A 26703-nucleotide genomic window follows, 5' to 3' on the forward strand; every position below is an offset into this window, starting at 1 on the left:
GCACCTGAGTACGACCGCTCATGTGCCGGGCCCGGGCGGAGCGGTCCAGTGGGGGCATGGCTGAACGCGTGGTGACGGACGAGGAATCACCGGCCCGGGAGCGGGAGTCGGCTGCCGGGGGCGCGGGCGCGGTGGAGACGCCGGACCCGGACGCACGGGACGGCGCGGGGTGGGTCGCTCCGCTGCTGGCGACGCTGGCGGGGCTGGCCGGTTGCCCGTTCACGCTGCTCGTGTGGGGGCTCTCGCCGATGGCCTGCGACTCCTGCGCCGGTGCGGAGCTGGCCGCGTTCGAGTCCCGGTACCAGGTGGCGAGCGTGGTGACGTGGATCTCCCTGGGACTGGCCGCGATCCTGCTGACCGTCTCCTGGAGCCTGCCCTGGGTCCGGCGGTACAGCGCGGCCCGGGTCGGTTACGCGCTCGGCGCCGGGTGTGCCGGGGTGGTGGGGCTCACCGCCGCGCTCACCGTGGCCGGCTGAGCACGGCGCCTCCGCGCGCGAAGGGCCTTGCGCGCAAGGGCGGAGGGCGCCCCGGGCCGGCACTCGGTCGCGTTGAGTACGAACGCGCATGCGGGGCGCGGCCCGGGGCGGGTTCCGTGGGGGCATGGCTGAAGAGGCGTCGACGGAGGGGGAGCGCGCGGCCGTCCGGGGCAGCCGGGGGAACACCCGGGACGCCTGGGCCTGGGTCGCACCGTCGCTCGCGTCCGTCCTGGTCGCACCGGTGCTCGCGCACACGTTCCTCGCCCTCGGCGTCGCACGGCTGACCTGCGACACGGTGTGCGGACCGGCCGTCCCGCACACCGTGGACCCCGGCCACCGCGCCGTCACCGCGCTCCTCGCCTGCTGTCTGACCGCCGGTACGGCGCTGCTGTGCGGCAGTTGGGCGCTGCCCCGGCGCTTACGCAACAGGCGCGCCCGCGTCTGCTTCGCCCTGGCGGCCGTCCCGCTGACGGTGTGCGGGGCGCTGCTCCTGCACGCGGGCGGCTGACGGGGAGACCACCGGCGAGGCGAGCGCCGGCCTCGCGCCGCTCCTGCACACCGGCGGCCGACGGCAAGGGGGCACGGCCGGACGCGACCCCGGCTCGGCACACAGGCGGTGGCACGGAGCGGAGTCGCGCAGGACGGCGGCACGCAGCCGGTGTCGCACCAGGTGCTGGCACGCAGGCGCTGGCGCGGGGGCGGTGGCGCGGAGGCGTCGGGGTGTGGCGCCGTCAGCGATGCGCGGTGGCCAGGAGCGCGCTGTGCGGGAGCGTCAACACGCCGTCCGCGTCGGCGAATTCGTCGCTGAGCGCATCGAAATGTTGCTTGATCGCGGCGCGCACCTCCGGCGTCCTGGTCCGGACGAGGCGTCCGACGGAGGCCACCCCGGACGCCGGCCCGCTCCACCACTCCTCGCGGCCGGCCCGGTGCTCCCAGTCGAGCCGCTCGCAGCCGCTCCGGCGGAACCCGGCGGTGTCGAGCAGCGCGGTGATCCCCGCGGGGGTGCGGGGGAAATCGTCCTCGGGTGTGAGGGAGGGCAGCTCGGGCGGCCGGACGACGCCCGCGGTGTGCAGCGCCCGGCCGAGCAGGGCCTGCCCGGACGCCGGCGGCGACGGCCACAGGGTGAGCGCGAGGGCGCCGCCGGGCCGGAGCACACGGCGCAGTTCGGCGAGGGCAGCCGCGGGCCGGCCCACGTGGTTGAGCACGAAGTTGGCGACGACGGCGTCGAACGCCGCGTCGGCGTACGGCAGTCGGGGAAGCGCGGCGATGTGCACGGCGGCCGCGGGCACCGACCGGCGGGCGAGCGCGGCCATGCTCGGTTCGGCGTCGACGGCCGTCACCACGGCACCGCGCGCGTGCGCGGCGGCCGCGACGGTTCCCGGGCCCGTCCCCGCGTCCAGCGTCCGCGTCCTCGGCCCGACGGCGGCGGCGTCCAGCAGCGCGGGGACGGGATGGGCGCACAGCCGGGCGAAGGTGGCGGCGTAGGCGTGCGCCGTACCTGCCCAGATGCGCCGTTCGCTGCGGTCGAAACGCGTCATGCCGTCCTCCGGGCGGGCGGGTGGTCGGTGGGTAGTTGTACGCTCCCAGTGGTTGTGTCCGGCCGTTCCGGCCGTCGGAGAAGCCGGTTCCCGGACGGCGGTTCCGGGGCCGCGCACTGCCGCCCGCAGCAGCCGGGCCCCGGGGAACACCGCGTTGCGACGTCCCCGATGATCCCCGAGTCCCGACGTCAGAAGGAGGCCCGGTACCCCGTGCCCGAGGGCGCTTCCGTTCCCCCGCCATCCGTCCCGGCCGAGGGCCCGGCACCGCTGTCCGCGCGGCGCCGGATGCTCGTCCTCGCCGTGTGCTGCATGTCCCTGCTCATCGTGAGCCTCGACGTGACGGCGCTGAACGTGGCCCTGCCGGACATCCGGCGGGACCTGCACACCTCGGTGTCCGGGCTCCAGTGGGTGATCGACGCCTACACGCTGGTGCTGGCCGCGCTGTTGATGCTCGCCGGTTCGACGGCGGACCGGATCGGGCGCCGCCGGGTGTTCCGCTGGGGCCTCGCGCTGTTCGTCCTGGGGTCGCTGGCGTGCAGCCTGGCGCCGGGAGCGGGCTGGCTGGTGGCGGCGCGGGCGTTGCAGGCGGTCGGCGGTTCGATGCTCAACCCCGTCGCGATGTCGATCATCACGAACACCTTCACCGAGCCCCGGGAGCGGGCCAGGGCGATCGGCGTGTGGGGCGGGGTCGTCGGGATCAGCATGGCCGCGGGGCCCCTGCTGGGCGGCCTGTTGGTGGAGGTCAGCGGCTGGCGGGCGATCTTCTGGGTCAACGTCCCCATCGGGCTGGCGGCGTTGGTGCTCACGACCGTCCTCGTGCCCGAGTCCCGGGCGCCACGGGGCCGCCGCCCGGACCCGGTCGGCCAGGTCCTGATGATCGTGATGCTGGGCTCGCTCACCTACGGGATCATCGAGAGCCCGCACTCCGGCGGGCCGGCCTCTCCGGTGACGCTGGGGTGCGGCTGCCTCGCCCTGTGCGCACTGGTCGCGCTGCTGTGGTACGAGGCCCGGCGCCACGAGCCCCTGATCGAGCTGCGGTTCTTCCGCAGTGTGCCGTTCGCGGGCGCCACCGTGACGGCGGTGTGCGCCTTCGCCGCGCTGGGCGGTTTCCTGTTCCTGACGTCGCTCTACCTCCAGGACGTGCGCGGCATGAGCGCCCTGCACGCCGGTGCCTGCCTGGTGCCGATGGCCGTGATGACGCTGGTGTGCGCCCCGCTGTCCGGCCGGCTGGTGGGCACGCGCGGGCCGCGGCTGCCGCTGCTGGCCGCGGGCGCGTGCCTGACGGCCGCCGGCGTACTGCTCGCCGTGACGGCCTCGGTCGATCTGCCGCTGTGGGTGCTGTTCGCCGGGTTCGTCGTCTTCGGTACCGGCTTCGGACTCGTCAACGCGCCGATCACGAACACCGCCGTCTCCGGTATGCCGCGCGCGCAGGCCGGGGTGGCGGCGGCCGTGGCGTCGACGAGCCGGCAGGTGGGCTCGTCGCTGGGGGTGGCCGTGATCGGCGCGGTGACGGCGGCGGCGACGGGCGCGGCGACCGGCGCGGCGGCGGGCGGCGGGCTGCACGGCGCGTCGTTCGTCGCCGCCGAGCGCACCGCGTGGTCGATCCTGGCGGGCTGCGGCGTCGCCGTACTGCTGCTCGGGGCCGTCACCTCGGGCCGCTGGGCACAGCGCACGGCACAGCGGGTCGCACGCGAACTGGACGGTGAGGACGGCCCCGTCGCCGCGGCCGCCCCCACCGCCGCCGTGTCGGCCGACCCCGGCACCGATCCCGGCACCGACCCCGGCACCGCCTCCGGGCAGGGTGCCCCCCACGGCGAATCGTCCGGCGCACGGCGGGCGTGACGGTGCGGGGCGTCCAACGGGCGCCGCGTTTCCCACGGGTGACGCACCCACCAGGCGTCTGGCGTCTGGCGTCAGGGGTCAGGCGTCGGTGTCAGGCGCCCGACCGGCGTGCCGTGTCCGCCGGGTGACGCTCCCACCGCACGCGGACGCCCAACCGGCCCGGCACATCCGGCAGGTGTGAGACGGCGGCCCGGTGGTACCCGCACCCCGTGAGCCACCGCGAGCAGCCGCACGGAGGCGTCCGCCCGGGCAAGACCGAGGGCCCGGCCGGACGCCGTGGTCCGGCCGGGCCCTCAGCACGCGGTGCCGTGCCCTCGGCGTTCCCGTCGCGTGGTGCCGCGACGGTGCCGGCGACAGCCGCCCGCGTTGGTGGTCCGTGTCGTTCGTCCCCGTCCCCGTTGTCGAAGTGTTCGAAGTTTCCGAAGGTTTCGAAGTGCCCGGTGTGCTCGGCGCGTTCGGTGTCCTCGGTGTGTTCGGTGCCTCCGAGGCGCCGGACGCTCCCGGTGTTCCCGGGCCCGTCCGCTGCCGGTGCCGGGCGCGGTGGGCCCGTGCACGACGGCGGCCGTGCTCACTCCTCGACCATCAGCCCCTTGCGGAGCTTGCCCAGGGTGCGGGAGAGCAGGCGCGAGACGTGCATCTGCGAGATGCCCAGCTCCTCGCCGATCTCCGACTGGGTCATGTTGGCGACGAACCGCAGAGAGAGGATGCGGCGGTCACGCGTGGGCAGTTCGGCGATGAGCGGCTTCAACGACTCGACGTACTCGATGCCTTCGAGTCCGTGGTCCTCGTAGCCGATGCGGTCGGCGAGCGCGCCCTCGCTGTCGTCCTCCTCCGGCTGCGCGTCGAGCGAGCTGGCGGTGTAGGCGTTGCTCGCCGCCATGCCCTCGACGACCTCCTCCGTGGAGAGGTTCAGCCGGGTGGCCAACTCCTCGACGGTGGGGGCGCGGTCGAGCTTCTGGGAGAGTTCGTCGCCCGCCTTGGCCAGGTCGAGGCGGAGTTCCTGGAGCCGGCGGGGCACCCGCACGGACCAGGAGGTGTCCCGGAAGAAGCGCTTGATCTCGCCGACGATGGTCGGCATCGCGAAGGTGGGGAACTCGACGCCGCGGCTGAGTTCGAAGCGGTCGATCGCCTTGATCAGGCCGATGGTGCCGACCTGGACGATGTCCTCCATGGGCTCGCTGCGGGAGCGGAAGCGGGAGGCCGCGAACTTGACCAGCGCGAGGTTGAGTTCGACGAGCGTATTGCGTACGTAGGCGTACTCGTGGGTGCCCTCTTCGAGGGTCTCCAGGCGCTCGAACAGCGTCTTGGACAGGGCCCGCGCATCGAGCGGTCCCACCTCGTCGTACGGTGGGATCTCGGGGAGCTGGAGCTGTTGCAGAAGCTCTGCTTCGGCGGCCTCGTCGGCCGCGGTGCCGGCGTCCTGCTCCGGGTGGGTTCCCAGGGGGAGCCCGGGGTTCTCCGGAATGAAGTCATCCGGAAGGATGTCGCTGGCAGGGTCATGGTCGGTTCGATCCGGCAGTCGTTCCGTGGGCTGTCGGGGAACGGCCGGGACGGGGGAGGTCGCGGTGTCGGTGACGTCCGCGAGGCCCGTTATCCCGTTGTCGAGCCGGGGTGACATGAGTCTCCTCCATCATTCTCGGCATATGGCTGCCGAAGCCGTGACGTGCACTACGGGGTGCGGCGCCTCCAAGGCCGACGAGGTTGCGGTATCCCTACTAGACCTACCTGCTTCTCCACAGCCAGGGCAAGTGCCTTTTGTCCGTATTCGCCCTGTTCTGTTGGCTGTTCAGCTACCGGTCGGAGCGTCAAGGGCGTAGTGTTCGGACCACTCGACGGGGGAAGCATCAAGGGCCCTTACACGAACAGAAGGGGTGTGCATGGACCGCGGGATGCCTGGCAGTACGAGCCAGGGCCGGCTGACGGTCGACGTACGGCACGTGGGGATCAGTGCCGTGGTGACTCCGGAAGGTGAACTGGATCACCACACCGCGGATCTGTTGAGCGAGCCGCTGGAGCGATGCGTCGAGGAGGGATACAGCCGCCTCGTCGTCGACTGCTCGCGCCTCCAGTTCTGTGACTCGACGGGGCTGAACGTGCTGCTCGGAGCCCGGCTCAAAGCGGAGTCCGCCGGTGGCGGGGTGCATCTCGCCGGGATGCTGCCCGTGGTCGCCCGTGTCTTCGAGATCACCGGAGCCGGTGCCGTCTTCACGGTGCATGATGATCTTGAGGCGGCGCTCGCCCATCCGTCCGGGACGTAACGTCCGCCTCGTGCGTGACCTCCGCGTTACCCGCGTCACACCGCTCCGGTCGAATCCGTGGGTGTTCTCACGGTGCGGCCGGGCAGGAGACCTTTCGAATCTGTCAGGCATTCGTGTCCGGCGTGACCGGCCGTCCGCCCCGCGGGCGGGCCGCGGCCGGAAGGCGAATCGGCACACCGTAACTCGGTGATCGGTGAGGTGAACCACTGATGAGCACCACCCGGCCGCACCAGGCGGGCGACTGCGGTCCGGAGCCCGAGGGCCCCGCGACGGCCGCAGCCACGTCCGCCGACGCGGCGGCCGGGGCCGGCGCGAGGGGGATCGGCCGCACGGCCGGGGAGGCGCCCGTCTCCCGGTCGGGCGAGCCGGGGGGCGCCGACACCCGGGGACAAGGCGAGGCCGATACTGGGGACGAGCAGGACGCCGACCCCGTATCCGCATCCGATTCCGAAGGGGGGAGTGGCGCCATGGGAACCGCTGCGGAGAGTGCTGAATCCGTGACAGCACGGAAGGGGCAGCCGATGCGGCAGGTACGCAGGCTGCGGCTGGTCGGTGCGAGCGGTGCCGTTCCCCGCGCACGCGACTTCACCCGGCAGGCCCTCCACGACTGGGGCTGGCTGCCGGCCGCCACCGCGGACCAGCGGGCCGCGGCCGAGGACGTCCTGCTGGTCGTCTCCGAACTGGTGACCAACGCGTGTCTGCACGCCAACGGCCCGGAGGAGCTGCGGATCGGCGCCGGTCCGAAGGTCCTGCGCCTGGAGATCGTCGACCTGGGCAGCGGCTCGCCCTCCCCGCGCACCCCGCACCGCGCCGGACGCCCCGGCGGGCACGGGATGTTCATCGTCCAGCGGCTGTGCCTGGACTGGGGTGTCGTGCGGAACGCCGAGGGGCCCGGCAAGACGGTGTGGGCCGAACTGGCCGCCCCCAACTGAGCCCTGCCCGACCGCTACCGGGGCCCTGTCCGACCGCTACCGCGCTGTCGCACCGCCTGGCTCCCGCGGCCTCGATCGGCCCGGCTCCGGCTGTGCTCCCGGTCCCGACCGGCCTTCGGCCGTGATCGCTCCCGGGGGCCGACCGGCCTCCGGGAGCACCTTCCGGGACAGCCCGTGGGACGGCCCGTACGCGCGCAACGGCCCGGCGGAACACCGGTTCCGCCGGGCCGTTCGGCTGTCCGGACGCACGTCGCGCGGGGCCCCCGCCGGCGCCGGACCAGGGGGTGCCGACCCCCGCACAACTCCCTTGCTTTCCGGTCGCGTTGCGGCTCTTCCTTCCTCAAGGGGTCGGGCGTACCGTCAACGGCCCATCTGATGTGCCGTCAGTAACTTGCGAGTCCGGATGAAGGGGGAACCCCCGTGTCCCACAGCAAGAAACGTCACACGAGGCCGGGCCTGGCCGGGCAGCGCCGTCGCGCACGCTCGGCCGCCGCGCTCACCGTCACCGCCGTCGCCGGATCCGCGCTGCTGTGGGCGGCGCCCGCGGCGCACGCGAAGACGGTCGACGTCGACTACCAGTGCAAGACTCCCATCGGCAACAAGGGCGCCGTCTCGCCGATCGACATCAAGGGCGAGAAGAGCGGCAGCGGCTACAAGCTGACGATGACCTTCGAGAAGGGAGTCTCCTCCAGCCCCGTCGAACTGGGCAAGGGCGCCATGAAGCCCAGCGCCCTCGTCAAGCTGGGCGGCGCGGAGACCGGCGACGTCAAGATGACCGGCCCGCCCAACGAGGAGGCCATCCCGGCCAACACACCCATCAAGATCCCGACCCTGTCGGGCGACTACACCCCGAAGAAGAGCGGCAAGGTCACGTTCACGCCGTCCACGCTCACCATCAAGGCGCTCGGCACGACCACGACCTGCAACCCGAAGAGCGACCCCGGCCCCTCCCTCACCCTCGACGTCGAGGGCTCGGGCGGCGGTGACGACGGCGGCACCGGCGGCGACGGCGGGACCGGCGGATCGGGCAGCACGGGCGGTGCCACCGGCGGTACCGGCGGCGGCTCGGCCGCGACCGGCGGCAACCAGGCGGCACCCGGCGGAGGCGAACTGCCCAAGACCGGTCCTGCCGACTCGGCGGTCGCGCTCGGCACCCTCGGCGGCACGGTGCTCCTCGCCGGAGTGGCCGGAACGCTGTGGGTGACCCGTCGCAGGGCCGCGGCCGTACGGCACTGATGCCGTGCGCCGCCGCACCGTGCCCCGCCGCGCCGTCCTCCGTGGCGCCGTCCGCCGTTCCCTCCTGTCCCGTCCCGTCGCGCTGCGTCTTCCCGGGTGCTCTGTGGCCGGGGGCCGTTCGGCCCGTGCCGAGGCCGGGAGCGCCGGTCGTGCCGGTCGTGCCGGATTCCGTCGCGCCGGGATCCGTGGTTCCGGGTTCCGTCGCGCCGGGTTCCGGGGTGCCTGGTTCGGTCGTGCCGGGTTTCGGCGCGTCTCCAACAGGCGTGCGGTATCCGGGCGTTCGGGACGGGTGCTTCCCGGGGCGGGAGGCATGCCGTCCCGTGCCGGGGAAGGGACCGTGTCCGGGAGGACGGTGCCGGGCAGACGTGCGCCGGGGCGGGCACGGAGCGCCGTCCGGGCGGTCGCCGTGGCGCTCACGCTCCTCACGGGGCCGACGGGGACCGGAGCGGCAGCGGCTGCCGGAGGCTCCACGGCAGTGGCGTCCGCGCCGGGGACGGCGGGCGCGTCGGCCGAGGTGGCGGCGCCCCGGGGCACAGGGGTGCCGGACACGGCGGTCACGGCGGCGGCGTCGCGGGAGCCGAAGGTGCCGGGGGCGTCGGAGGTGCCCGGGGGGTCGGAGGTGCCGATTTCGTCGACGGCGTCGACGGCGTCGAAGGTGGCGAAGGCATCGTGGGCCCCGGTGTCGGTGTCGGTGCCGGGGTCGGTCGCGGAGTCGGTGTCGGGAACGGCGGCGTCCGCCGGATCGGGTGCGCGGACGGAAGCCGTACCGGACGGAACGGCACGCGGGAGCGGCTGGTCCGCCGCGCCCCGGCCGCCGGAAGGGAAACCGGACCCCGACGCGCGGGACTTCTTCTACCTGGAGGGCGGCCCCGGCACCGTCCTCCGGGACACCCTCGCCGTCACCAACGACAGCGACCGCGCGCGCACGCTGCGGTTGCGCGGCGCCGACGCGTACAACGCCTCCGGCGGTGCCGTCTCCGTCCGGGAGCCCGGACGCAGCACGGGCCCCGGCACCTGGATCGCGCTCGCCGAGGACCGGGTGCGGGTGCCGGCCCGCACCCGGGCCGAGGTGCCGTTCACGGTGACCCTGCCGGGCGGTGCCGTGCCGGGCGACCACCCGGCGGCGCTGGTGGTGGACGACGGTGAACGCCAGGCCGGGGTCCGCCTCCATCTGCGGGTCAGCGGTCCGACCCTCGCCGCGCTCGGCGTCGAGCACGCCGAAGTACGCCCGGGCAACAAGGGCGAGGGTGTCGAGGTGGGCTACACACTGGTCAACCGGGGCAACACCGTGCTGCGGCCGAGGCTGGCCGTGCGTGCCGACGGGCTGTTCGGCCCCGTGCTGCGGCGCGAGGCCCGCGACCTGCCGGTGGAACTGCTGCCGGGACAGCGGGTGACCCGGCAGGAATCCTGGCCGGACGCCCCCGCCCTCGACCGCGCGGACGTCCACCTCACCGCGACCGCCCGGGGCGGAGCCCACGCCACCGCCTCGGCGACCTACACCGCCCCCTCCCTGACCTGGCTCCTCACCGGCCTCGCCGCCCTGGCCCTGGCCGCCCTCGTCTTCGGCTGGTACGCCCTGCGCCGACGCGGCAGCAGCCGTCGGCGGGACGCACCGAACGGGCCACGGTCCCGCGGTGCGCCGCCGGGGCGGGGCGGGCCGGACGGGTCCGCCGGGTCGAGCGGAGCGGATGGCGGGCGAGCGGCGGTGGGGACGGCCGAGGCGGTGCAAACGGCCGGGGTGGTCGGGGCGGCCGGGATGGCCGAGGCGAATGAGAAGGCCGAGAAGACCGTGAAGGCCGAGGGACGTGCCGCAGGCGGTGCGGGCGCTCCTCCGGAGGAGATGTCGGAGAAGGCGCCGGAGGAGGCAGATGCGGGCGGTGCCTCGGGTGCGCGGTCGGTGGTGAGTGGCAGATGAGACACACGCGGTGACACGGGCCCCGGCCCGGCCGTCCCGCGCGAGGGGCGTGCCCCGGGCCGTCGCCCGGCCCACGCGGTCCGGCGACGGTGCGACGGGCAGCGCGGCTTCGGCACCGTCCGGCCCAACTGTGCTGTGGGGGCCGGTGGTTCGCGGGCGCGGAGGAGTGGAGGAACGGAGGAAGGGCGAGAGGCGAGGGGTGAGGGGCGAGGGGCGAGAGGGCCGGGCAGCCGGGGGCGGCGGTGCGAGGAAGCGGGAGTAGTGGGAGGCGGGGGGCCAGGGACAAGCGGGGTCATCGGCCGGCGGAGACGACGGGAGCGGCGACGTGAGCAGCAGCAATCCCCGTATCGCAGGTACCCGTGCCCGCGCGCCGGGCGGAGGGGCGGGCCGCGCGCGGGCGCGATGGGGCAGTGGGGGTCTCGTCGGTGCCGGTGCGCGGGCCGGGCGACGGCTCCGGGCGGTCGTCGCCTCCGGCCCGGTGCGCGGGCCGACGACACAGGACGGCCCGGCCGGTCGAGCCGGTCGGTCCGGCCGGTCTGCGCGGCCCGGTCGGGCCGGGGCGGTCCCGTGGGCTGGTTCGACGGCCCCGGCCGGGATGAGGAGCTGGAACGGCCCGAACGGCCCGAACGGCCCGAAGGGTCTGAACGGTCCGAACGGCGCCACCGGCCTCACCGGTCGCACCGGCCTCACCGGCCTCACCGGTCGCACCGGGCTTACCGGTCGCACCGGCCTCACCGGGCTTACCGGGCCTACCGGTCGCACCGGGCTGAGCGGCCTCACCGGGCTGGTCGGGCTGGCCGGGTTGGTGTGTGCGGCGACCGTCCTCGTGACGGCCGCTCCCTCGGCCGCCGTGACCGCCCCCTCGGCCACCGCGGCTGCTTCCTCGGTGGACGGGGCGAACTCCGCGCCACCAGCGGCCGGTTCCCGGGACGGCGGCGCGAACCCCGCAAGCGCGGCGACGGGCTCCCGGGACGGCGGCGCGAAGCCCGTGGGCACGGCGGCGGGTTCCTCGGGCGGCGGGACGAACTCCCCCGGCGCCGCCGTCGATTCCTCGCCCGACGGCACGAAGGCTTCGGTCACCGCTGCCGGTTCCTCGTCACCGGCGTCGGCGGAGGGGACGGCCGGGAGGGCGGTGCAGGCCCGGGGCACCGGCCGGGTGGCGGCCGAGGACAGGGCACGGATCACCGTCTCCCGCAAGGAGGCCGGTACGGGCGGCAGCGTCACCGTGCGCGGTACGGGCTGGCGGCCCCGCACCCTGCTGACCCTGCTGATCTGCGGGCAGAACGCCATCGGCGGCACCAACACGTGCGCCAACGCCGACGGGCGGGCCGTCACCACCGGTAAGGACGGCACGTTCCGGTACCGGCTCCCGGTGGCCGAGCCGCCGAAGCCGTGCCCGTGCGTCGTCCGTGCCACGACGGTCACCGGCGCCTACGCGGCCGACGAGGCGGCCTTCCGGGTCGCGGGGCATCCCGTGGCGCCGCTGCCGAAGCAGCGCACTCCCGGACGGCTGACCGTGCTGGCGGCCCGGCTGGAGGGGGAGAGCGGGCTGCTCAACTGGTTCGGGGCGCCGCAGCAGCGCAAGCTCGTGCTGACCGTCGGCAACCTCGGCGTCGACCGGGCCAGCGACCCCGTGTTCGAGGTCGGCACCGCGCACGGCGTGCTCGCGCCCGACTGGGAGCGCCAGCAGTGGCGGGGCGATGTCGACCCGGGCGAGAAGCAGCGCGTCGAACTGCCCGTCGAGCTGGCGACCGGGGCGCACGGGGAGTACACGGTCGCGGCCAAGTACGGCGACAAGGTGCTCACCGAGCAGCCGTGGGACGTGGGCAGGCCGTGGGGCGTGACGCTGTTCTGGGTGCTGTTGTGCCTGGTGGTGCCCGCGGTCGTCTTCCGGCTGGGCATGGCGGTCGTCGACCGGGCCCGGCCCCGGGTGACGGGCCCGTCGTCCGCGTCCCCCGCACCGGGCCGCCCGGCGCACGGCCGACGCACCGCCGCCCTGCCGCGCACCCTGCACGGCCTCCGCGCCCGCGTGCGCCGGGGATCGCCCGCACCCGAGGGCCGCCGCGAGGACGCCTCCGCGCACGGCGACCTTTCCGGAACCGGAGCCTCTGCCGGGGACGGTGACCTCTCCGGGCAGGAGAAGGCTTCCGGGAACGGTGACCTCTCCGGGCAGGAGAAGGCTTCCGGGGGCGGTGACGCCTCCGGGCAGGAGAAGGCTTCCGGGGGCGGTGACGCCTCCGGGCAGGACAAGGCTTTCGGGGGCGGTGACGCCTCCGCGCACGCGGCCGGGCACGCGGCCCGGCACGCCGCGCCGTCGTCGTCCGAGGACGAGACCGCGGTACTGCCGCCCGTACCCGACGAGGGCGACACCGCACCCCTGCCGGCCACACCCCCGGCACCTCCTGCCCGGCCGCGGGCCACGGACGAAGCGCCGCCGCGGGGCCCGGCTCCCGGGGACGGGGAGAGCGGGGACGCGGAGGCGCGGCGCCCCCTGCCCTGGTTCATCCCGGACGCGCCCGACCCGGCGCCGCCCCGCACCCGCTCCACCGGCGTGGGCGAGCCCTGGCCCCGCGTCCCCCGGGCACGCCCCACCGACGACCCAGGGGAGCGCGGACGGGACGAGCACGCGCCCTCGGCAGGGGCGGACGAGGACGAGGACGAGGACGGCTCCCGGGAGAACGGCCCGTACGGCGAAGGACACCGTGCACGGGACCGCCGGGGGACCGGACTCTCCGAATAACCGGGAGCGTTCGACCGGGACGGCTCGGAGGAGCTCGGGGCGGCTCGGGGCAGCTCGGAACGGCTCGGCGCGGTTCAGAAGCGCTGGGGCGGGCTCGGAACGGCTCGGAACGGCTCGGGACGGCTCGCGGAATCCGGGGGCCATGGGAGGCCATGGCCGGGTCCCAGCGGGGCGGGTCAGCGGCGTAGCCAGGTGACGATGTGGGTGAAGGCGTCGGGGCGGTCCAGGAGGGGCCCGCCGTGTGCGTGGCCGGGGACCGTGACGACGGTGGTGTCGCGCGGCGGAGCGCCTGCCGCGCGCAGGGCCCGGGTGAGGGCGCGGGCGTGCGCGGCGGGGACGAAGTCGTGCCGGGAGTGCACGAGGAGCACGGGCGGATCGTCCCGGCCGGACGCGTGCCGGGCGGGTGTCATATCGGCCCAGACCCACGGGCAGGCGGCGGGCCCGCAGTCGGCGAGCGCCCGCGCCCCGGCGTGCAGCCGCCGTCGGCCGGGGGTGCCCCCGTCGGCGGCGTCCCGCCAGGAGCGCAGCGGATCGCTGATCGCGGAGAGGCCGACGATCCCGGCCACCCGCTGCCGTCCGTGCCCCAACAGCCCCGCGCTGAGGGCGAGATGCCCGCCCGCCGACGAGCCGACGAGGAACACCCGCCGCGGGTCCACCCCGAACCGGTCGGCGCGCGCCCGTACCCAGGCGACGGCGCGCCGTACATCGTCGCGCGGGCCCGGCCAGGGGGCGTCGACGTTGCGGCGGTAGTCGATGTCGAAGACGACGAAACCGGCCCGGGCGAACCGGGACGACCACACCGTCCAGTGCCGGGAGCGCTCCATCGACCAGTAGCCGCCGTGCAGGACGAGCACGGCGGTGCGGTGTCCCGGGTCCGGCCGCCCGCCCGGCGCGAAGGCCAGCAGCCGCTGCCGGGGGTGCGGGCCGTAGGAGTAGCCGCGGGGCGCGGCCGTGCCGTCGGGACCGGTGGCGGCGGCCTGCGGGCGTGCGTCCTCGCGCGGGTGCCCGGGGGAGTCCGCTGTGCCGGTGCCGGGCGAGGGCACGGCGAGTACGGAGCTGAGCAGGGCGAGCACCGTGAGGGCGAGGAGGCGGGATATCCGACGCGGGCGGGAGATACGGGCCGGGTGGGGTAGGGGGCGCACGGCCACATCGTCACCGCACGGCGCCGGTCCCGCGATACCGCACGGTCCGGACGGGTCCGCTCGCCGGGGCGCGCACGTGACGCGCGCACGCGGGCTCACACGCGGCACGGCGCCGCCGTGACGAAGCTGTCACGACGGCGCCGTGCCGTGTCGTGCCGAGTGCGGACGCGGAGCCGGTCCGCTTGCCCAGGGACCGAGCTGCCCGGAGGCCGGAGGCCAGGGATCAGGGGTCAAGGGCCAGGGGCCGGCCGGCCGCCCGCCGAGGGCTACTGCACCTCGCTCATCGTCGAAGTGATCTTCTTCCGGTACATGAAGACCGCGAAGCCGGCCAGGACCGCCAGGGCTGCCTCGACGGCGACCATGCCGGTGGTGCTGAGGTTCGCCCCGCCGATGGACAGCAGCCCGGTGATGCTGTCGCCGGCGGTGACGGCGAGGAACCACACGCCCATCAGCTGGCTGGCGTACTTCGCCGGCGCGAGCTTCGTCGTCGCCGAGAGGCCGACCGGCGAGAGGCACAGCTCCGCGATGGTGTGCATCAGGAAGATCAGCACGATCCACATCGGCGTGACCTTGGTGCCGTCGGACGCCGCCGCCATCGGGATGATGAAGACGAAGAACGACAGACCGGTCATGACCAGCGCGAAGGAGAACTTCGCCGTGGTGCTGGGCTCCTTGCGGCGGCGGGCGAGCGCCAGCCACAGGGAGGCGAACACCGGCGCGAGCACGATGATGAACAGCGGGTTGATCGACTGGAACCAGGTCGAGGGGAAGTGCCAGCCCAGGATCTGCGTGGTGGTCTTGGCGTCACCGAACGCCTGGACGGTCGAGGCGCCCTGGTCGTAGATCATCCAGAAGATCGCGGCGGCGGCGAAGAACCAGATGTAGCCGGTCATCCGGCCCTGGTCGGCCTCGCTCAGCTCCTTGTCCCGCTTGATGCGCACCAGCATCACGACGGGGATGACCAGCCCGGCGACGGTCAGCGGAACCATGGCCCAGTTGAGCGTGAACGTGCCGGTGCCGACGACGATGCCGTAGAAGATCACGGCGACGACGACCCAGATCAGCGTCTTGCGCAGCGCCGAGCGCTTCTCCTGGGCGTCCAGCGGCGAGGGCACCCGGCTGCTCTGCGGGTCCAGATGGCGCGAGCCGTACAGGAACTGGATCAGGCCGAGTGCCATGCCGACGGCGGCGAGACCGAAGCCCAGGTGCCAGTTGATCGTCTGGCCGACGGTGCCGATGATGAACGGCGCCACGAACGAGCCGGTGTTGATGCCCATGTAGAAGACGGTGAAGCCACCGTCGCGGCGCGGGTCGTCCGGACCGCTGTACAGGTCGCCGACCATCTTGGAGATGTTGGCCTTGAGCAGGCCGGAGCCGGTGGCGACGAGGGCGAGGCCGACGAAGAAGAGCGCCGTGCTCGGCAGCGCCAGCGTCAGATGGCCGCACACGATGATCACGGAGCCGATGGTCACGGTCCTGCGCGGGCCCCAGACCCGGTCGCCGAACCAGCCACCGGGCATCGTGAGCAGGTAGACCATGGCGTTGTACACGGAGTAGATGGCCGTTGCCGTCGCCAGGTTCATGGCGAGGCCGCCGCCCTGGCCGCCGGCACCGCCCTCACCGGCGTCGGGCCCGCCCGAGACCAGGTAGACGACGAGCAGTGCGCGAAGGCCGTAGAAGCTGAAACGCTCCCACATCTCCGTCAGGAAGAGGGTGGCCAGACCTCGTGGGTGGCCGAGGAAGGTCTTGTCACCGGTGGTGCCGGGAGCGTCCTTCGTCTGGCTGGGCGCCATATGCGAGTTCCTTGCCTTGCGCTGTGGGGTGCGCTACGGGACCGCGCCGCTCGCGAGCGGGCCCGTACACGAGAAAGGACTCCCGGCCGGGTGGTGCTGTGCGGGCCAAGAGTCCTTGACGTTCACTGCTTGAATGAATTCACCATAAGTCACCGGCGCCCGGACTATGGAAGGGCTTGCGACGCAGATCACAGGCCGTGGAAGGAACCTTTTCCGGCTGTTGTCGATGACGTGTCCGCCTCATTCCGTGGAGCGTTCAACAGATCGACAGGGCCGGTCGCGGAGCGCACCGGCCCCCGCTCACGCTGGGCCACGCGGACTACCATCGGTGCATGACCCGAGTACTGCTCGCCGAGGATGACGCATCGATCTCGGAACCGCTCGCCCGAGCCCTGCGCAGGGAGGGCTACGAGGTCGAGGTGCGCGAGGACGGCCCCACCGCACTGGACGCCGGGCTGCGGGAGGGCATCGATCTGGTCGTGCTCGATCTGGGCCTGCCCGGCATGGACGGCCTGGAGGTCTGCCGCCGGCTGCGCAACGAGGGCCTCAGCTTTCCCGTCCTGGTGCTGACCGCACGCGCCGACGAGGTCGACACCGTGGTCGGCCTGGACGCCGGCGCCGACGACTACGTCACCAAGCCCTTCCGCCTCGCCGAGCTGCTCGCCCGGGTCCGCGCCCTGCTGCGCCGCGGCATCCCCGCCGAGCCCGCCCAGCCGCCCGCCACGCACGGCGTGCGCATCGACGTCGAGTCCCACCGCGCCTGGATGGGCGACGAGGAGCTCCAGCTCACGGCGAAGGAGTTCGATCTGCTGCGGGTGCTCGTCCGGGACGCCGGCCGGGTCGTCACCCGGGACCAGCTGATGCGCGAGGTGTGGGACACCACCTGGTGGTCCTCCACCAAGACGCTCGACATGCACATCTCCTGGCTGCGCAAGAAGCTCGGCGACGACGCGGCGAACCCGCGCTACATCGCCACCGTGCGCGGCGTCGGCTTCCGCTTCGAGAAGAGCTGAGCCAGGGGCGTGCGCCGTCGCCTCATCCTCTCCACGCTCGCCGTCGTCCTCGTCGTCGTCGCCGTCTTCGGGGTCTCGCTGGTGCTCGTGGAGTCCCGCACCATCGAGAACAGCACCAAGGAGAACGTCCGCTCCGAGGCCGTCCGGCTCGTCGCCACCGTGGAGAGCCGGGTCGTCGCCAAGGAACGGGTCACGGCCCAGACGATCGGTGTCGCCGCCTCGCAGGGCAGGTACGTCCGTATCGACCTGCCCGGCGACCGGCCGCCCATCGAGGTCGGCGACCGGCCGGACGGCGACGTCGTCGAGTCCCACGCGACGGGCGCGCACGGCGAGCGCGTCACCGTCCAGGAGTCCCGCGCCGCCGTCCGCGCCGAACTCGGCCGCACCCTGCTGATCATCCTGCTGGTGGCGCTGCTGGCCGTCGGCGCCGCCGCCGCGCTCGCCGTGCGCCAGGCCCACCGGCTCGCCGCACCGCTCACCGACCTCGCCGAGACCGCCGAACGCCTCGGCTCGGGTGACCCCAGGCCCCGGCACCGCCGCTACCAGGTGCCCGAGCTGGACCGGGTCGCCGACGTCCTCGACGCCAGCGCCGACCGCATCGGCCGGATGCTCACCGCCGAACGCCGGCTCGCCGCCGACGCCTCCCACCAGCTGCGCACCCCGCTCACCGCGCTGTCCATGCGGCTGGAGGAGATCATCGCCACGGCCGAGACCGACGACCCGGAGGAGCGCGCCCTCATCAAGGAGGAGGCCACCATCGCGCTCGCCCAGGCCGAGCGCCTCACCGACGTCGTGCAGCGGCTGCTCACCAACTCCCGCGACCCACGGACCGGTTCGGCCGTCGGCTTCGACCTCGACGAGGTCGTCAAACAGCAGATCGAGGAGTGGAAACCGGCCTACCGCAGCGCCGGCCGTGCCCTCGTCCGGTCCGGGAAGACGGGGCTGCGCGCCGTCGGCACCCCCGGGGCCGTGGCCCAGGTGCTGGCGACGCTGATCGAGAACTCGCTGATGCACGGGGACGGGACGGTCGCGCTGCGTACCCGGGTCACCGGCAACCAGGTCGTGCTGGAGGTCACCGACGAGGGCCCCGGCGTCGACGAGAGCCTCGGCTCCCGCGTCTTCGAGCGGACGGTCAGCGGCCACAACTCCACGGGGCTCGGGCTGGCCGTGGCACGCGACCTCGCCGAGGCCGACGGCGGCCGGCTGGAGCTACTTCAGCAACTGCCGCCGGTCTTCGCGCTCTTCCTCAGCCGCGAGGTTCCCGACACGGACGCGTCCGCCACCGCCTGACGCCGGGGCGTGCACGGCGGGCTCCCCCTGCTCCTTCGAGCGGTCGGCGCCCTTCGCACCCTTCGCGCGGAACACCCAGGTCCGGTAGGACCAGAAGCGGAAGAGGGTGCCCAGGCCGAGCCCGATGACGTTCTTCGCGATGTTGTCCGCGAGCGGCGAGGTGTAGCCCAGGCCGTAGTGCGACAGGGCCAGTACGCCGTTCTCCAGCACCATCGCGATACCGCTGAAGAGGAAGAACAGCATCGTCTCGCGGTGGATGCGGTTCTTGTCCGTCTCCCGGTACGTCCAGTACCGGTTGCCCAGATAGTTGGTGACGATCGCCACCACCTGGGAGATCACGCCCGAGCGGATCGGCGCCAGCTGGAACGTGTGGATGCACAGGTTGAAGATGGCCACGTTGACCAGGAACCCCAGGGCTCCCACCGCGCCGAACTTCGCCAGCTCGCGCACGAGCCGTCGCAGCCGCGGGCGTACCGTGCGCCCCTTCATCCCGGCGATCGCAGCGCTCCGTTTCCTTCGGCGTCGTTCGTCCCCCGGACCCGTCCGGTCCCGGCCGTTCGTTCCTGGGCTCGTCCCGGTCGGTCGGTCCCGGGGAGCTGAGCTGCCCATGCTAACCAGGCGAAGAATCCTTCCGCAGCGGGTTCGCCCACCCGCTCCTCCCCGGCCGGCGCCCCCGCGGGCCGCTGCCGCTCTCCTGCCGCCCGGCATCGTCTCACCGTCCCCGGCGGACCGCACACCGCCCTCCGCACACCGCCCTCGGGACGGGCCCCTGCCACGGACTGCCCGGACCGCCCGGCAGGGGCTCCGGGGGCCCGCCGTACCCTGGAGCTGTGACATTCCCCGTAGTCGGCATGGTCGGCGGCGGCCAGCTCGCCCGTATGACCCACGAGGCAGGCATCCCGCTCGGCATCAGGTTCAAGCTCCTCGCGGACACCCCGCAGGACTCCGCTGCACAGGTCGTGAGCGACGTCGTGATCGGCGATCACCGCGACCTCGACACCCTCCGCGCCTTCGCCCAGGGCTGCGACGTGATCACCTTCGACCACGAGCACGTGCCCACCGCGCACCTGCGCGCCCTGGAGGCCGACGGCATCCCCGTCCGGCCCGGCCCCGACGCGCTCGTGCACGCACAGGACAAGGGCCGGATGCGCGCCCGCCTCGCCGAACTGGGCATCCCCGCCCCGCGCAACCGCATCGTGCGCGACCCGGCGGACGTCGCCGCCTTCGCCGCCGAAGGGGCGGCCGGCGAGGAGACCGACGGGACGGCAGCCGACGGGAACACCCCGGCCGGCTCCGGGAGCGGTGCCGGCTTCCCCGTCGTCCTCAAGACCGTGCGCGGCGGCTACGACGGCAAGGGCGTATGGATCGTGCGCTCGGCCGACGACCCGACCGCCGCCGAGCCGTTCAAGGCCGGCGTGGACGTCCTCGCCGAGGAGAAGGTCGACTTCGCCAGGGAACTCGCCGCCAACGTCGTGCGCTCCCCGCACGGCCAGGCCGTCGCCTACCCCGTCGTCGAATCCATCCAGGTCGACGGCGTCTGCGACACCGTGATCGCGCCCGCGCCCGGACTCGACCCGGACGCCGCCGTCCACGCCCAGGAACTGGCCCTGCGCATCGCACACGAACTCGGCGTCGTCGGCCACCTCGCCGTCGAGCTGTTCGAGACCCGCGACGGCCGCGTCCTCGTCAACGAACTCGCCATGCGCCCCCACAACTCCGGCCACTGGACCCAGGACGGCGCCGTCACCTCCCAGTTCGCCAACCACCTCCGCGCCGTCCTCGACCTCCCCCTCGGCGACCCGCGCAGCCGCGCCCCCTGGACCGTCATGGCCAACGTCCTCGGCGGCGACTACCCGGACATGTACAGCGCCTATCTCCACTGCATGGCCCGCGACCCCCAGTTGAAGATCCACATGTACGGCAAGACCGTGAAGCCCGGCCGCAAGGTGGGCCATGTGAACATCGCCGGCGACGACCTCCCCGACCTCCGCGAACGCGCAGCCCACGCAGCGGGCTACCTCCGCGGCACCATCACGGAGTGACCCCCGACCAGGTCTGACACCGGTGCCACCGGGGGCCTCCGACACCTGGACGTCCCGAGCAGATGTGAGCCCGGTGCGGTTGCCGTGCGCTTGGCGACGGCCTGCGCCCGTTGCCGGCGGAACACCTTCGCATCCCGTACCGACCTCGATGCCGACCGACTGAAGGGCTGCCGGCGATGAGACGTGGGAGTGCGAAGGACGTCGCTCGGTCGGATTGGGAGGATGCGGCGCGCGGGTTGTTCGACTTCGCCGTGGTGACCGGGCGTTCGGGGGAGGACTGGCGGCGGGATGCCAGGGCGGTCATGATTCTCGAAGGCGTGGATCCCCGCGGCTGGCTCCAGTACAACGGGGCGCCCTCGCCCGATCCCTCGACGTGGTGCGATGTGACGCGGCCGTTTCTTCCGCCGCACCTCTCGTCCTTCGACACGGACGTGTTCGAGGTGTCGAGGGCGTCCGCAGTCCAGCAGATCGTTGTGCTGCAAGGGGAATGGTTCACCGTCGCCACAATCCCCGATTTCGCCGAGCGGAAGGAAGCGCTCTGCGCGCAGGCGGAAACGGTTCTCAGCCGGTTCGGTCCCGATGCCGCCTTCTACACGAACTCCGGTGCGGCGCTCGACGACCCCGATGTCGACTTCTTCACGGCGGACACCTATTACCAGTGCTTCTCTGACTTCTTGTTCGACTGCGGCGTGATCGCGGTATCTCCGGACGAGGTCGGTGTTTTCTGGCGCTTTCACGTCGAGTGAGCCGTCCCCGACCGCGTGGGGTTCGCGCCTGACAGCCCGGAGGTGCGTCCAGCCGCCTGTGGCGGGGGCGGTGGCTGCTGCCGGGTCGGGTGAGGGGCGGAAGAGCATCCGTCACGTGCGGGTTATGTTCGTGCGGTGCCGAAACGCGTGGATCCCGTTGCCCGTCGTAACGCCGTTGTCGACGCCCTTTTCCGGGTCGCCGTCCGGGAAGGGCTGCAACGTGCCTCGCTGCGCGCGGTCGCCGACGAGGCCGGGCTCAACATCGGGTCGCTGCGCCACTATTTCGACAGCCAGCAGGAGTTGATGACCTTCGCCATGCGGTCGATGCTCGACCGGCTCGGCGAACGGCTCCTGGCGCGCCTGGCGGACGCCGGGGATTTCAGCCGGCACAGCCGCGACGAGCAGCGCCGTCTCGCGGTCGATCTGCTCGGCGAGTTGCTCCCGCTCGACGAGCGGCGCCGTGCCGAGGTCACCGTCTTCCTCGACTTCATCGTCACCGCCCGCACCAACCCGGCGTTCACCGAGCTCTCCCACCGGGCGGCGGCCGACGAGCGTGCGCTCGTGCGGCGGGTCCTCGACCGTCTCGACGCGGGGGGCGCGCTGCGTCCGGGGCGCGACCCGGACGTCGAGACCGAGCGGCTGGCGTCCCTGCTGGACGGGTTGAGCCTGGCGGCCGTCCTCCATCCCGATCTGTGCGACGAGACGCGGTGTACCGCGGCGCTCGATGCGCATCTGTCCGAGCTGCTGGTCGCGGACGGTCGGCGGGCGGCGTAGGGCGGGTCACGTGAGCCGCGTCCTATGGGCCGGGCCAGCGGAGGCCCAGCTCGCGTAAGCCTGCCCGCGTAAGCCCGGCCCCGTGAGTCCGGCCGCGTGAGTCCGGCCGGGTTGGCCCGGTTGCGTATGGCGGGTTGCTTAGGGCCGGTTGCCTCAGTCCGGCTACGTAGGGCGAGTACGTCGGGCGAGTCGTCTGTGGCGGCCCGCTCTCTCCTTCCTGCCCGCTCCCGGAGGGCCGCTCAGCAGCACCGTTTTGTATCACGGGCGTGCTACGTTATTTTTTTATCATGGCTGTGATACAAAAAGCTTCCGCTGTGACGGAGAAGCCCCCGCCCGCCCGGGCGGCACGGGGCCGGCTACGGAGGGTCGGCCGGCTCGCCCTGGACCTCGGGGTGTCGCCGCTCGCCTACTACGGCCTCAGCGCCCTGGGAGTCGCTTCCGTGCACGCGCTCCTGGCCGCGGCGATCGTCGCGGCGTGCTGGGTCCTGCTCACCGCGCTCCTGGACGGAAAGGTCGATGGCCTGGCGCTCTTCATCCTCGCGATGTACGGGGTGATGTTCGCGCTCGCCGCCGCGGCCCACGACGAGCGGCTGCTGCTCACCCGCGACCCGCTCACCAGCGGCCTCGCCGGACTGGTGTTCCTCGGCAGCTGCGCCACCTCGAAGCCCGCCACCGCCTATCTCGCCACCAAGCTGCACGGCGGGCAGCCGGCCGACCCCCGCGTGCGCCGGGCGCACGTGGTCGAGTCCCTGGTGCTGGGCGTCGGGCTCCTCGCCGAGGCGGCGGTGCGGATGGTGCTGGCGTTCGTGCTGCCGGTGGACGTGGCCGCCGGGCTCGGGCCGGCCATCGAGTTCGTGGTGCTGCCGGTCCTGGTCGCGTGGATGTTCTGGCATCGGCGTCGTGCTGCCGCACCGCCGAACCCGCGGCGGACGGAGCCGACGGCGTGAGGGGGCCGGACGGCGCGAGGACCCCGGGGACCGTGAGGGAGCCGGACGGCCCGAGTACGCCGGGGGCCGTGGAAGAGCCGGGCGGCGCGAAGGAGCCGGGCGGCGCGAAGGAGCCGGACGGTGGGACGCGGCCGGGCGGTATGACGAGGCGGGGCGGTACGTGGAGTCGGACGGTGCGAGGAGGCCGGACGGTATGAGGACGCTGGAGAGCACGCCGGCGGCGGACGGCTTCGCGATGCCCGCCGAGTGGGAGCCGCACGACGGCTGTTGGCTGGCCTGGCCGCAGAACGGCTACGTCTGGCGGAACGGCGCCCGGCCGGCCCAGCGTGACATCGCCCGGCTCGCCAACGCGCTCGCGGACACCGGCGAGCAGGTCACGGTCACCGTCGCCGGCGACCAGTACCCGCACGCCCGGGCGCTGCTCGACGGCCGGGTCCGGGTGCTGGAGATGTCCTCCTGGCTGGCCTGGGCACGCGATGCCGCGCCGACCTTCGTGGTGGACGCCGAGGGACGGCGCCGCGGTGTCGACTTCCCCTTCAACGGCTACGGCGGCCAGTACCCGAGCTGGGTCACCGACGACCGGTACGCGAGCAAGGTGCTGGACGCGACCCGCACCGAGCGCTACCGGGCGCCGCTCGTCCTGGAGGGCGGCGCGTTCCATGTGGACGGCCGCGGGACCTGCCTGGTGACGGCCGAAACCCTGCTCGATCCCGCGCGCAACCCCTCCCCGTGCCGGGACGAGATGACGGCGCTGCTGCGGGACCACCTCGGAGTCACCAAGGTCATCTGGCTCGAACGGGGCCTGGCGTACGACGCGACCAGGGGCCACGTCGACAACATGGCGTGCTTCGCCGCCCCGGGCGTGGTCTGCCTCGCCTGGACCGACGACGAGCGGGACCCGCAGTACGAGCGCAGCGCCGCCGCACTGGAGCAACTGGCGGGCGAGACCGACGCCGAGGGCCGCCCGCTGCGGGTGGAGAAGCTGCATGTGCCGGGGCCGCTGCTGGTCAGCGACGAGGAGGCGAGCGGCATCGACGCCGTCCGCCCGCCCGGCCGCAGCCGCCCCGGCGGCCCCCCTCGCGGCCGTGCCGTCGGGGGCGGACCCGGGAGCGGACCCGACGGCACGAGGGGTACGGGCAGCGGCCCCGCCCGGCTGCCCGCCTCGTACTGCAACTTCTACGTCACCGCCGACCACCTGTTCGCCCCGCTGCTCGACCCGGACCACGACGACCAGGCCATGTCCGTGCTCTCCCGGGTGTTCCCCCGGCACACCGTGGTCGGACTCCCGACCCGCGAACTGCTCCTCGGCGGCGGCAACATCCACTGCGCGACCCAGCAGATCCCGTCCCGCATCCGCCGCACCGACCCCACCGGGCCGACCACTCCTCGGCGCGACTGATGTTCCCCTCGGGCCCGCACCGGTGCCCCCTGCTCACTCCGATCGAACCCCGGCCACGGGCGAACGCTCATCCGACCCGGCGGAGTCGCATCGAGCCGAACCCGAGCCGAGCCGTCCGGGCCCGGTGCGGTCACCGTGCGCTTGGTAACGTCCTGCCTACGAGGGGGAGTTGACACGGGGAGGGGTGTGGAGCGTGGGGGAGGCGGGCGAAGGTGTCCGGCTCACGGGCAAGCAGCTGACGGATCTGGCCGACGACTTGGCGGACATGCAGCGGCACTTGAACAATCAGGTGCGGCGCATGGACGGGATCGTCGACGGCTTCGAGGCACGGTGGGACGGCCCCGCGGCACGCACTTACCGACGCCTCCACCAGGAGGCCGCCGAGGACGCCGTGCGCATCCGTGAGGTGCTGCGTCTGCTGGAAGCGGGAGTCCGTGCGAGCAAGGGCGGGTTCACCGGGACCGAACTGGCCGAACTGGAGCGGTTCCGGCGCATTCAGCAGTCCACCGACGTCGAGGGGGAGGCGGAGGCTCTGTCCCGGGGCGACCACCGGCAGGCCGACCCCGCCGCCTCGCACAGCCGGATCTCCGATCTGTGAAGGGGGAGCGGTGTCACAGGACGACGATCGGGTAGCCGTGGACTTCGCCGCGCTGCGGGCGATGTCCGGCGAACTCGAAGACATCCTCGGACAACTCAACGCACGGCTGGACACCCTTTACGACCGCGTGGAAAAGGTCGTTCTCTCGTGGGACGGCGAGGCCAGGGAAGCCTTCATCGACGCGCTGGACACCTGGGACAGGTCCGCCCAGGACCTTTCCGCCTTCCAGGCCTGGCTGCACGACATCGTCGTCAACGGGCACATCAACTATGCGGCGGCGCACAGAGCCGTCCTGGACGGCTGGGGTGCCGACTGATGTCCGGCCCGCAATCGCCCTCGCCGGACGGGAAGCTGGACGTCACCCCTTCCACCCTGTACGGGGTGTCCGGCGAGGTGGCCGCTTATCAGGGCATATTCCACAAGGGTGGCAACAGTTTTCTCGCCGAGCTGGCCCGGTACCCGGACTGCGGAGGTTACGGAAGCAGTGCCACGGCGTTCGCCGCCGCCTACAAGGAAGTCGGCGAGCGGTTCATGGATGTGTGGGCGAAATGCGTCGTCGGTGTCGGCGGAGCCGCTGTCGGCTTCACCGTGACCGCGAACAACTTCGCCAAGGCCGACGCCGCGACGAACCCTTCCGGCCCGCCGCCCAGCGAGCGCCCACCGCCGACCGTCATCGAGAAAGCCCCCGACTACCGAGCGGTCACCGACCTTTCCTGGGGCGACTGGGACGACGGGCAGAGCGTGTGGCAGGCGGCCCTCGAAGGACTCGAAGGTGTGGCGCTGGCCGTTCTGCGCCCGCTGCTGGAGGAGGCGTGCCGCTGGGGAAAGGCGGCGGAGATCCTTCCACTGCCCGACTACCAGGGGCTCGACTCCCTCTCGAAGGTCTGGCAGCTCTCACCGATGGCCACCATCGGCACGGTGGACGGCGGCCTGACGAACTCTCTGGCCCGCATCACCGACCAGTCCAACAGCGAATGGCAGACCGCCATGCGGAAATTCTGCGGTTCGCTCTGGGGCACGACCGCCTGGGGAAAGCGCCGGGACGGATACCAGTGGCACCACTACTAGGGAAAGGAGGGGATGCGGAGCGTCAGCCAGCCGGTCATGGCGGTGCTGAACGACACGAGCAAGGAGATCAGCGCTGCGCTGGAGGCCTGGTCGCACGCGTCCAAGGCGGCCAGGGACGATCTGCGGCGCATCTTCTACCAGGCCGTCCGGGACGCGCTGCCCCACATCGACACGAGCGACGGCATCGGCATGAAGGACCTGAAGAGCTTCGGAAAAGGTCTCCTCAACATGGGGAAGAGTTTCGGCGAGGGCATCGTTCTGGAGATCGACGAGGACGCGATGAACGCCACCGTCGAGGCGTACAAAAACCGTGTCGAACGCCAGGTCCCGGAACTCAAGAAGCTCATGCCGGCGCTCGACGAGGCATACACCAGCGCGCCGACGTTCAAGGCCGAGTCGGCCCGCGCCAACAGCTTCGGCGCCCGCGCCTTGACGGACTTCAAGGGAAATCCTCTCTACACCGTCCCGGGCGAGAAGGAAGCGGACCACAAGTATCCTGTGGACCTGGCGAACCAGGAGGGCGTCTCCGGGGCGCACGTCATCGACAAGCATGTGGCGAAGACGGACGAACAGTTGGAACAGCGGCTTCGGGACGAACAGAAAGTGACGGCCGGGCGTGTGCGCCCCCTGGCCGCTTCGACCTTCGCGTCGCTGGAAGACGGCCAACGCTACACGCAGGCCGTATTGGACGATCCCGGTAACCAGAAGAAGGTGGCGAAGTGGCTCGCGGGCGACCCTGACCCGCGGAAATCAACCAGGAGTGTCGGTCTGACTTTCCAGGAGCCTGTGGGGCGGAGCTGGGAGCGCGGAGACTCGGGCGCGCACCCGGTCAAGAACGTCATCGTGACCCTGCGCCCGGTCCCGGGTGGGCACCCTCCGTACGTGGTCCTCACCTCGATGCCGACAGGCAAGAATCCGTCTTGACGGAAGCCGTGCCGCGTCATGGAAGTGTGT

General features: G+C 73.0%; 24 protein-coding genes. 19 read left to right on the forward strand and 5 right to left on the reverse strand.

Annotated elements, in window-relative coordinates; all coding sequences use genetic code 11:
• Window positions 1-56 precede the first annotated feature (56 nt).
• Both SCA03_RS21450 and SCA03_RS21455 read left to right on the forward strand, forming a co-directional pair.
• Window positions 57-476, forward strand: a complete 420-nt coding sequence (locus tag SCA03_RS21450) for a hypothetical protein (RefSeq protein WP_268932867.1) — start codon at window positions 57-59, stop codon at window positions 474-476.
• A 124-nt stretch (window positions 477-600) separates the two neighbouring features.
• On the forward strand, window positions 601-984 hold the full coding sequence (locus SCA03_RS21455) for a hypothetical protein (protein WP_141275576.1): 384 nt from the start codon (window positions 601-603) through the stop codon (window positions 982-984).
• A 223-nt stretch (window positions 985-1207) separates the two neighbouring features.
• Here SCA03_RS21455 and SCA03_RS21460 read toward each other — a convergent pair whose 3' ends face one another.
• Complete coding sequence (locus tag SCA03_RS21460) at window positions 1208-2014, reverse strand: class I SAM-dependent methyltransferase (RefSeq protein ID WP_086817989.1); 807 nt, start codon at window positions 2012-2014, stop codon at window positions 1208-1210.
• Between the two features lie 285 nt (window positions 2015-2299).
• Here SCA03_RS21460 and SCA03_RS21465 point away from each other — a divergent pair, with 285 nt between their 5' ends.
• Entirely contained in the window at window positions 2300-3856 is a 1557-nt protein-coding gene (locus SCA03_RS21465) for an MFS transporter (RefSeq protein WP_086817994.1), read from the forward strand.
• Window positions 3857-4424: 568 nt separating this feature from the next.
• Here SCA03_RS21465 and SCA03_RS21470 read toward each other — a convergent pair.
• Window positions 4425-5474, reverse strand: coding sequence for an RNA polymerase sigma factor SigF (locus SCA03_RS21470; RefSeq protein ID WP_107429149.1), 1050 nt, complete (start codon window positions 5472-5474; stop codon window positions 4425-4427).
• 259 nt (window positions 5475-5733) lie between these two features.
• Between SCA03_RS21470 and SCA03_RS21475 the strand changes: the two genes are divergently transcribed.
• The 5 genes from SCA03_RS21475 to SCA03_RS37310 all read left to right on the forward strand — a co-directional run bounded on the left by SCA03_RS21475 (window position 5734) and on the right by SCA03_RS37310 (window position 12937).
• Window positions 5734-6114, forward strand: coding sequence for an STAS domain-containing protein (locus SCA03_RS21475; RefSeq protein WP_030889103.1), 381 nt, complete (start codon window positions 5734-5736; stop codon window positions 6112-6114).
• Between the two features lie 467 nt (window positions 6115-6581).
• Window positions 6582-7046: an ATP-binding protein gene (locus SCA03_RS21480; protein ID WP_030889101.1), complete on the forward strand. Its 465-nt coding sequence runs from the start codon at window positions 6582-6584 to the stop codon at window positions 7044-7046.
• Between the two features lie 420 nt (window positions 7047-7466).
• Entirely contained in the window at window positions 7467-8282 is an 816-nt protein-coding gene (locus SCA03_RS21485) for an LPXTG cell wall anchor domain-containing protein (protein WP_371863966.1), read from the forward strand.
• 655 nt (window positions 8283-8937) lie between these two features.
• The gene (locus tag SCA03_RS21490) at window positions 8938-10197 is read left to right on the forward strand and encodes a COG1470 family protein (protein ID WP_141275577.1); all 1260 of its coding nucleotides are present in this window, start codon (window positions 8938-8940) and stop codon (window positions 10195-10197) included.
• An 850-nt stretch (window positions 10198-11047) separates the two neighbouring features.
• Window positions 11048-12937 carry a hypothetical protein gene (locus tag SCA03_RS37310; protein WP_371863967.1) on the forward strand — a complete coding sequence of 630 codons (1890 nt, stop codon included), beginning with the start codon at window positions 11048-11050 and terminating at the stop codon, window positions 12935-12937.
• Between the two features lie 176 nt (window positions 12938-13113).
• On the opposite strand, the gene SCA03_RS21500 is transcribed toward SCA03_RS37310, so the two are convergent.
• Complete coding sequence (locus SCA03_RS21500) at window positions 13114-14079, reverse strand: alpha/beta hydrolase (protein WP_141275578.1); 966 nt, start codon at window positions 14077-14079, stop codon at window positions 13114-13116.
• A gap of 266 nt (window positions 14080-14345) precedes the next feature.
• Entirely contained in the window at window positions 14346-15872 is a 1527-nt protein-coding gene (locus SCA03_RS21505) for a peptide MFS transporter (protein ID WP_030889086.1), read from the reverse strand.
• 332 nt (window positions 15873-16204) lie between these two features.
• Between SCA03_RS21505 and SCA03_RS21510 the strand changes: the two genes are divergently transcribed.
• Both SCA03_RS21510 and SCA03_RS21515 read left to right on the forward strand, forming a co-directional pair.
• Complete coding sequence (locus tag SCA03_RS21510) at window positions 16205-16885, forward strand: response regulator transcription factor (RefSeq protein ID WP_030889083.1); 681 nt, start codon at window positions 16205-16207, stop codon at window positions 16883-16885.
• A gap of 9 nt (window positions 16886-16894) precedes the next feature.
• Entirely contained in the window at window positions 16895-18175 is a 1281-nt protein-coding gene (locus SCA03_RS21515; RefSeq protein ID WP_030889080.1) for a sensor histidine kinase, read from the forward strand.
• On the opposite strand, the gene SCA03_RS21520 is transcribed toward SCA03_RS21515, so the two are convergent.
• Window positions 18095-18664, reverse strand: a complete 570-nt coding sequence (locus tag SCA03_RS21520; RefSeq protein WP_030889077.1) for a GtrA family protein — start codon at window positions 18662-18664, stop codon at window positions 18095-18097. The two genes, SCA03_RS21515 and SCA03_RS21520, sit on opposite strands and share 81 nt — an antisense overlap.
• Window positions 18665-19005: 341 nt before the next feature.
• On the opposite strand from SCA03_RS21520, the gene SCA03_RS21525 reads away from it, so the two are divergent.
• The 9 genes from SCA03_RS21525 (at window position 19006) to SCA03_RS21565 (ending at window position 26673) form a co-directional block, all read left to right on the forward strand.
• Window positions 19006-20217 carry a 5-(carboxyamino)imidazole ribonucleotide synthase gene (locus SCA03_RS21525; RefSeq protein WP_107428983.1) on the forward strand — a complete coding sequence of 404 codons (1212 nt, stop codon included), beginning with the start codon at window positions 19006-19008 and terminating at the stop codon, window positions 20215-20217.
• Between the two features lie 236 nt (window positions 20218-20453).
• A complete protein-coding gene (locus SCA03_RS21530; RefSeq protein ID WP_141275579.1) occupies window positions 20454-20963 on the forward strand; it encodes a hypothetical protein in 510 nt (169 codons plus the stop codon).
• Between the two features lie 135 nt (window positions 20964-21098).
• Window positions 21099-21737, forward strand: a complete 639-nt coding sequence (locus tag SCA03_RS21535) for a TetR/AcrR family transcriptional regulator (RefSeq protein WP_030889071.1) — start codon at window positions 21099-21101, stop codon at window positions 21735-21737.
• 287 nt (window positions 21738-22024) lie between these two features.
• Complete coding sequence (locus SCA03_RS21540) at window positions 22025-22684, forward strand: VC0807 family protein (RefSeq protein ID WP_212767244.1); 660 nt, start codon at window positions 22025-22027, stop codon at window positions 22682-22684.
• Window positions 22685-22877: 193 nt separating this feature from the next.
• Window positions 22878-24083, forward strand: a complete 1206-nt coding sequence (locus SCA03_RS21545; RefSeq protein ID WP_086815276.1) for an agmatine deiminase family protein — start codon at window positions 22878-22880, stop codon at window positions 24081-24083.
• 193 nt (window positions 24084-24276) lie between these two features.
• Window positions 24277-24681: a WXG100 family type VII secretion target gene (locus SCA03_RS21550; protein ID WP_030889064.1), complete on the forward strand. Its 405-nt coding sequence runs from the start codon at window positions 24277-24279 to the stop codon at window positions 24679-24681.
• A 10-nt stretch (window positions 24682-24691) separates the two neighbouring features.
• On the forward strand, window positions 24692-24997 hold the full coding sequence (locus SCA03_RS21555) for a WXG100 family type VII secretion target (RefSeq protein ID WP_268932848.1): 306 nt from the start codon (window positions 24692-24694) through the stop codon (window positions 24995-24997).
• On the forward strand, window positions 24997-25749 hold the full coding sequence (locus tag SCA03_RS35195) for a hypothetical protein (protein ID WP_086815277.1): 753 nt from the start codon (window positions 24997-24999) through the stop codon (window positions 25747-25749). The genes SCA03_RS21555 and SCA03_RS35195 overlap by 1 nt, the downstream gene beginning before the upstream one ends.
• Before the next feature lie 12 nt (window positions 25750-25761).
• The gene (locus tag SCA03_RS21565; protein WP_086815278.1) at window positions 25762-26673 is read left to right on the forward strand and encodes an RNase A-like domain-containing protein; all 912 of its coding nucleotides are present in this window, start codon (window positions 25762-25764) and stop codon (window positions 26671-26673) included.
• Window positions 26674-26703 lie beyond the last annotated feature (30 nt).

This window comes from Streptomyces cacaoi, from assembly GCF_006539165.1.
Taxonomy (GTDB): Bacteria; Actinomycetota; Actinomycetes; order Streptomycetales; family Streptomycetaceae; genus Streptomyces; species Streptomyces cacaoi.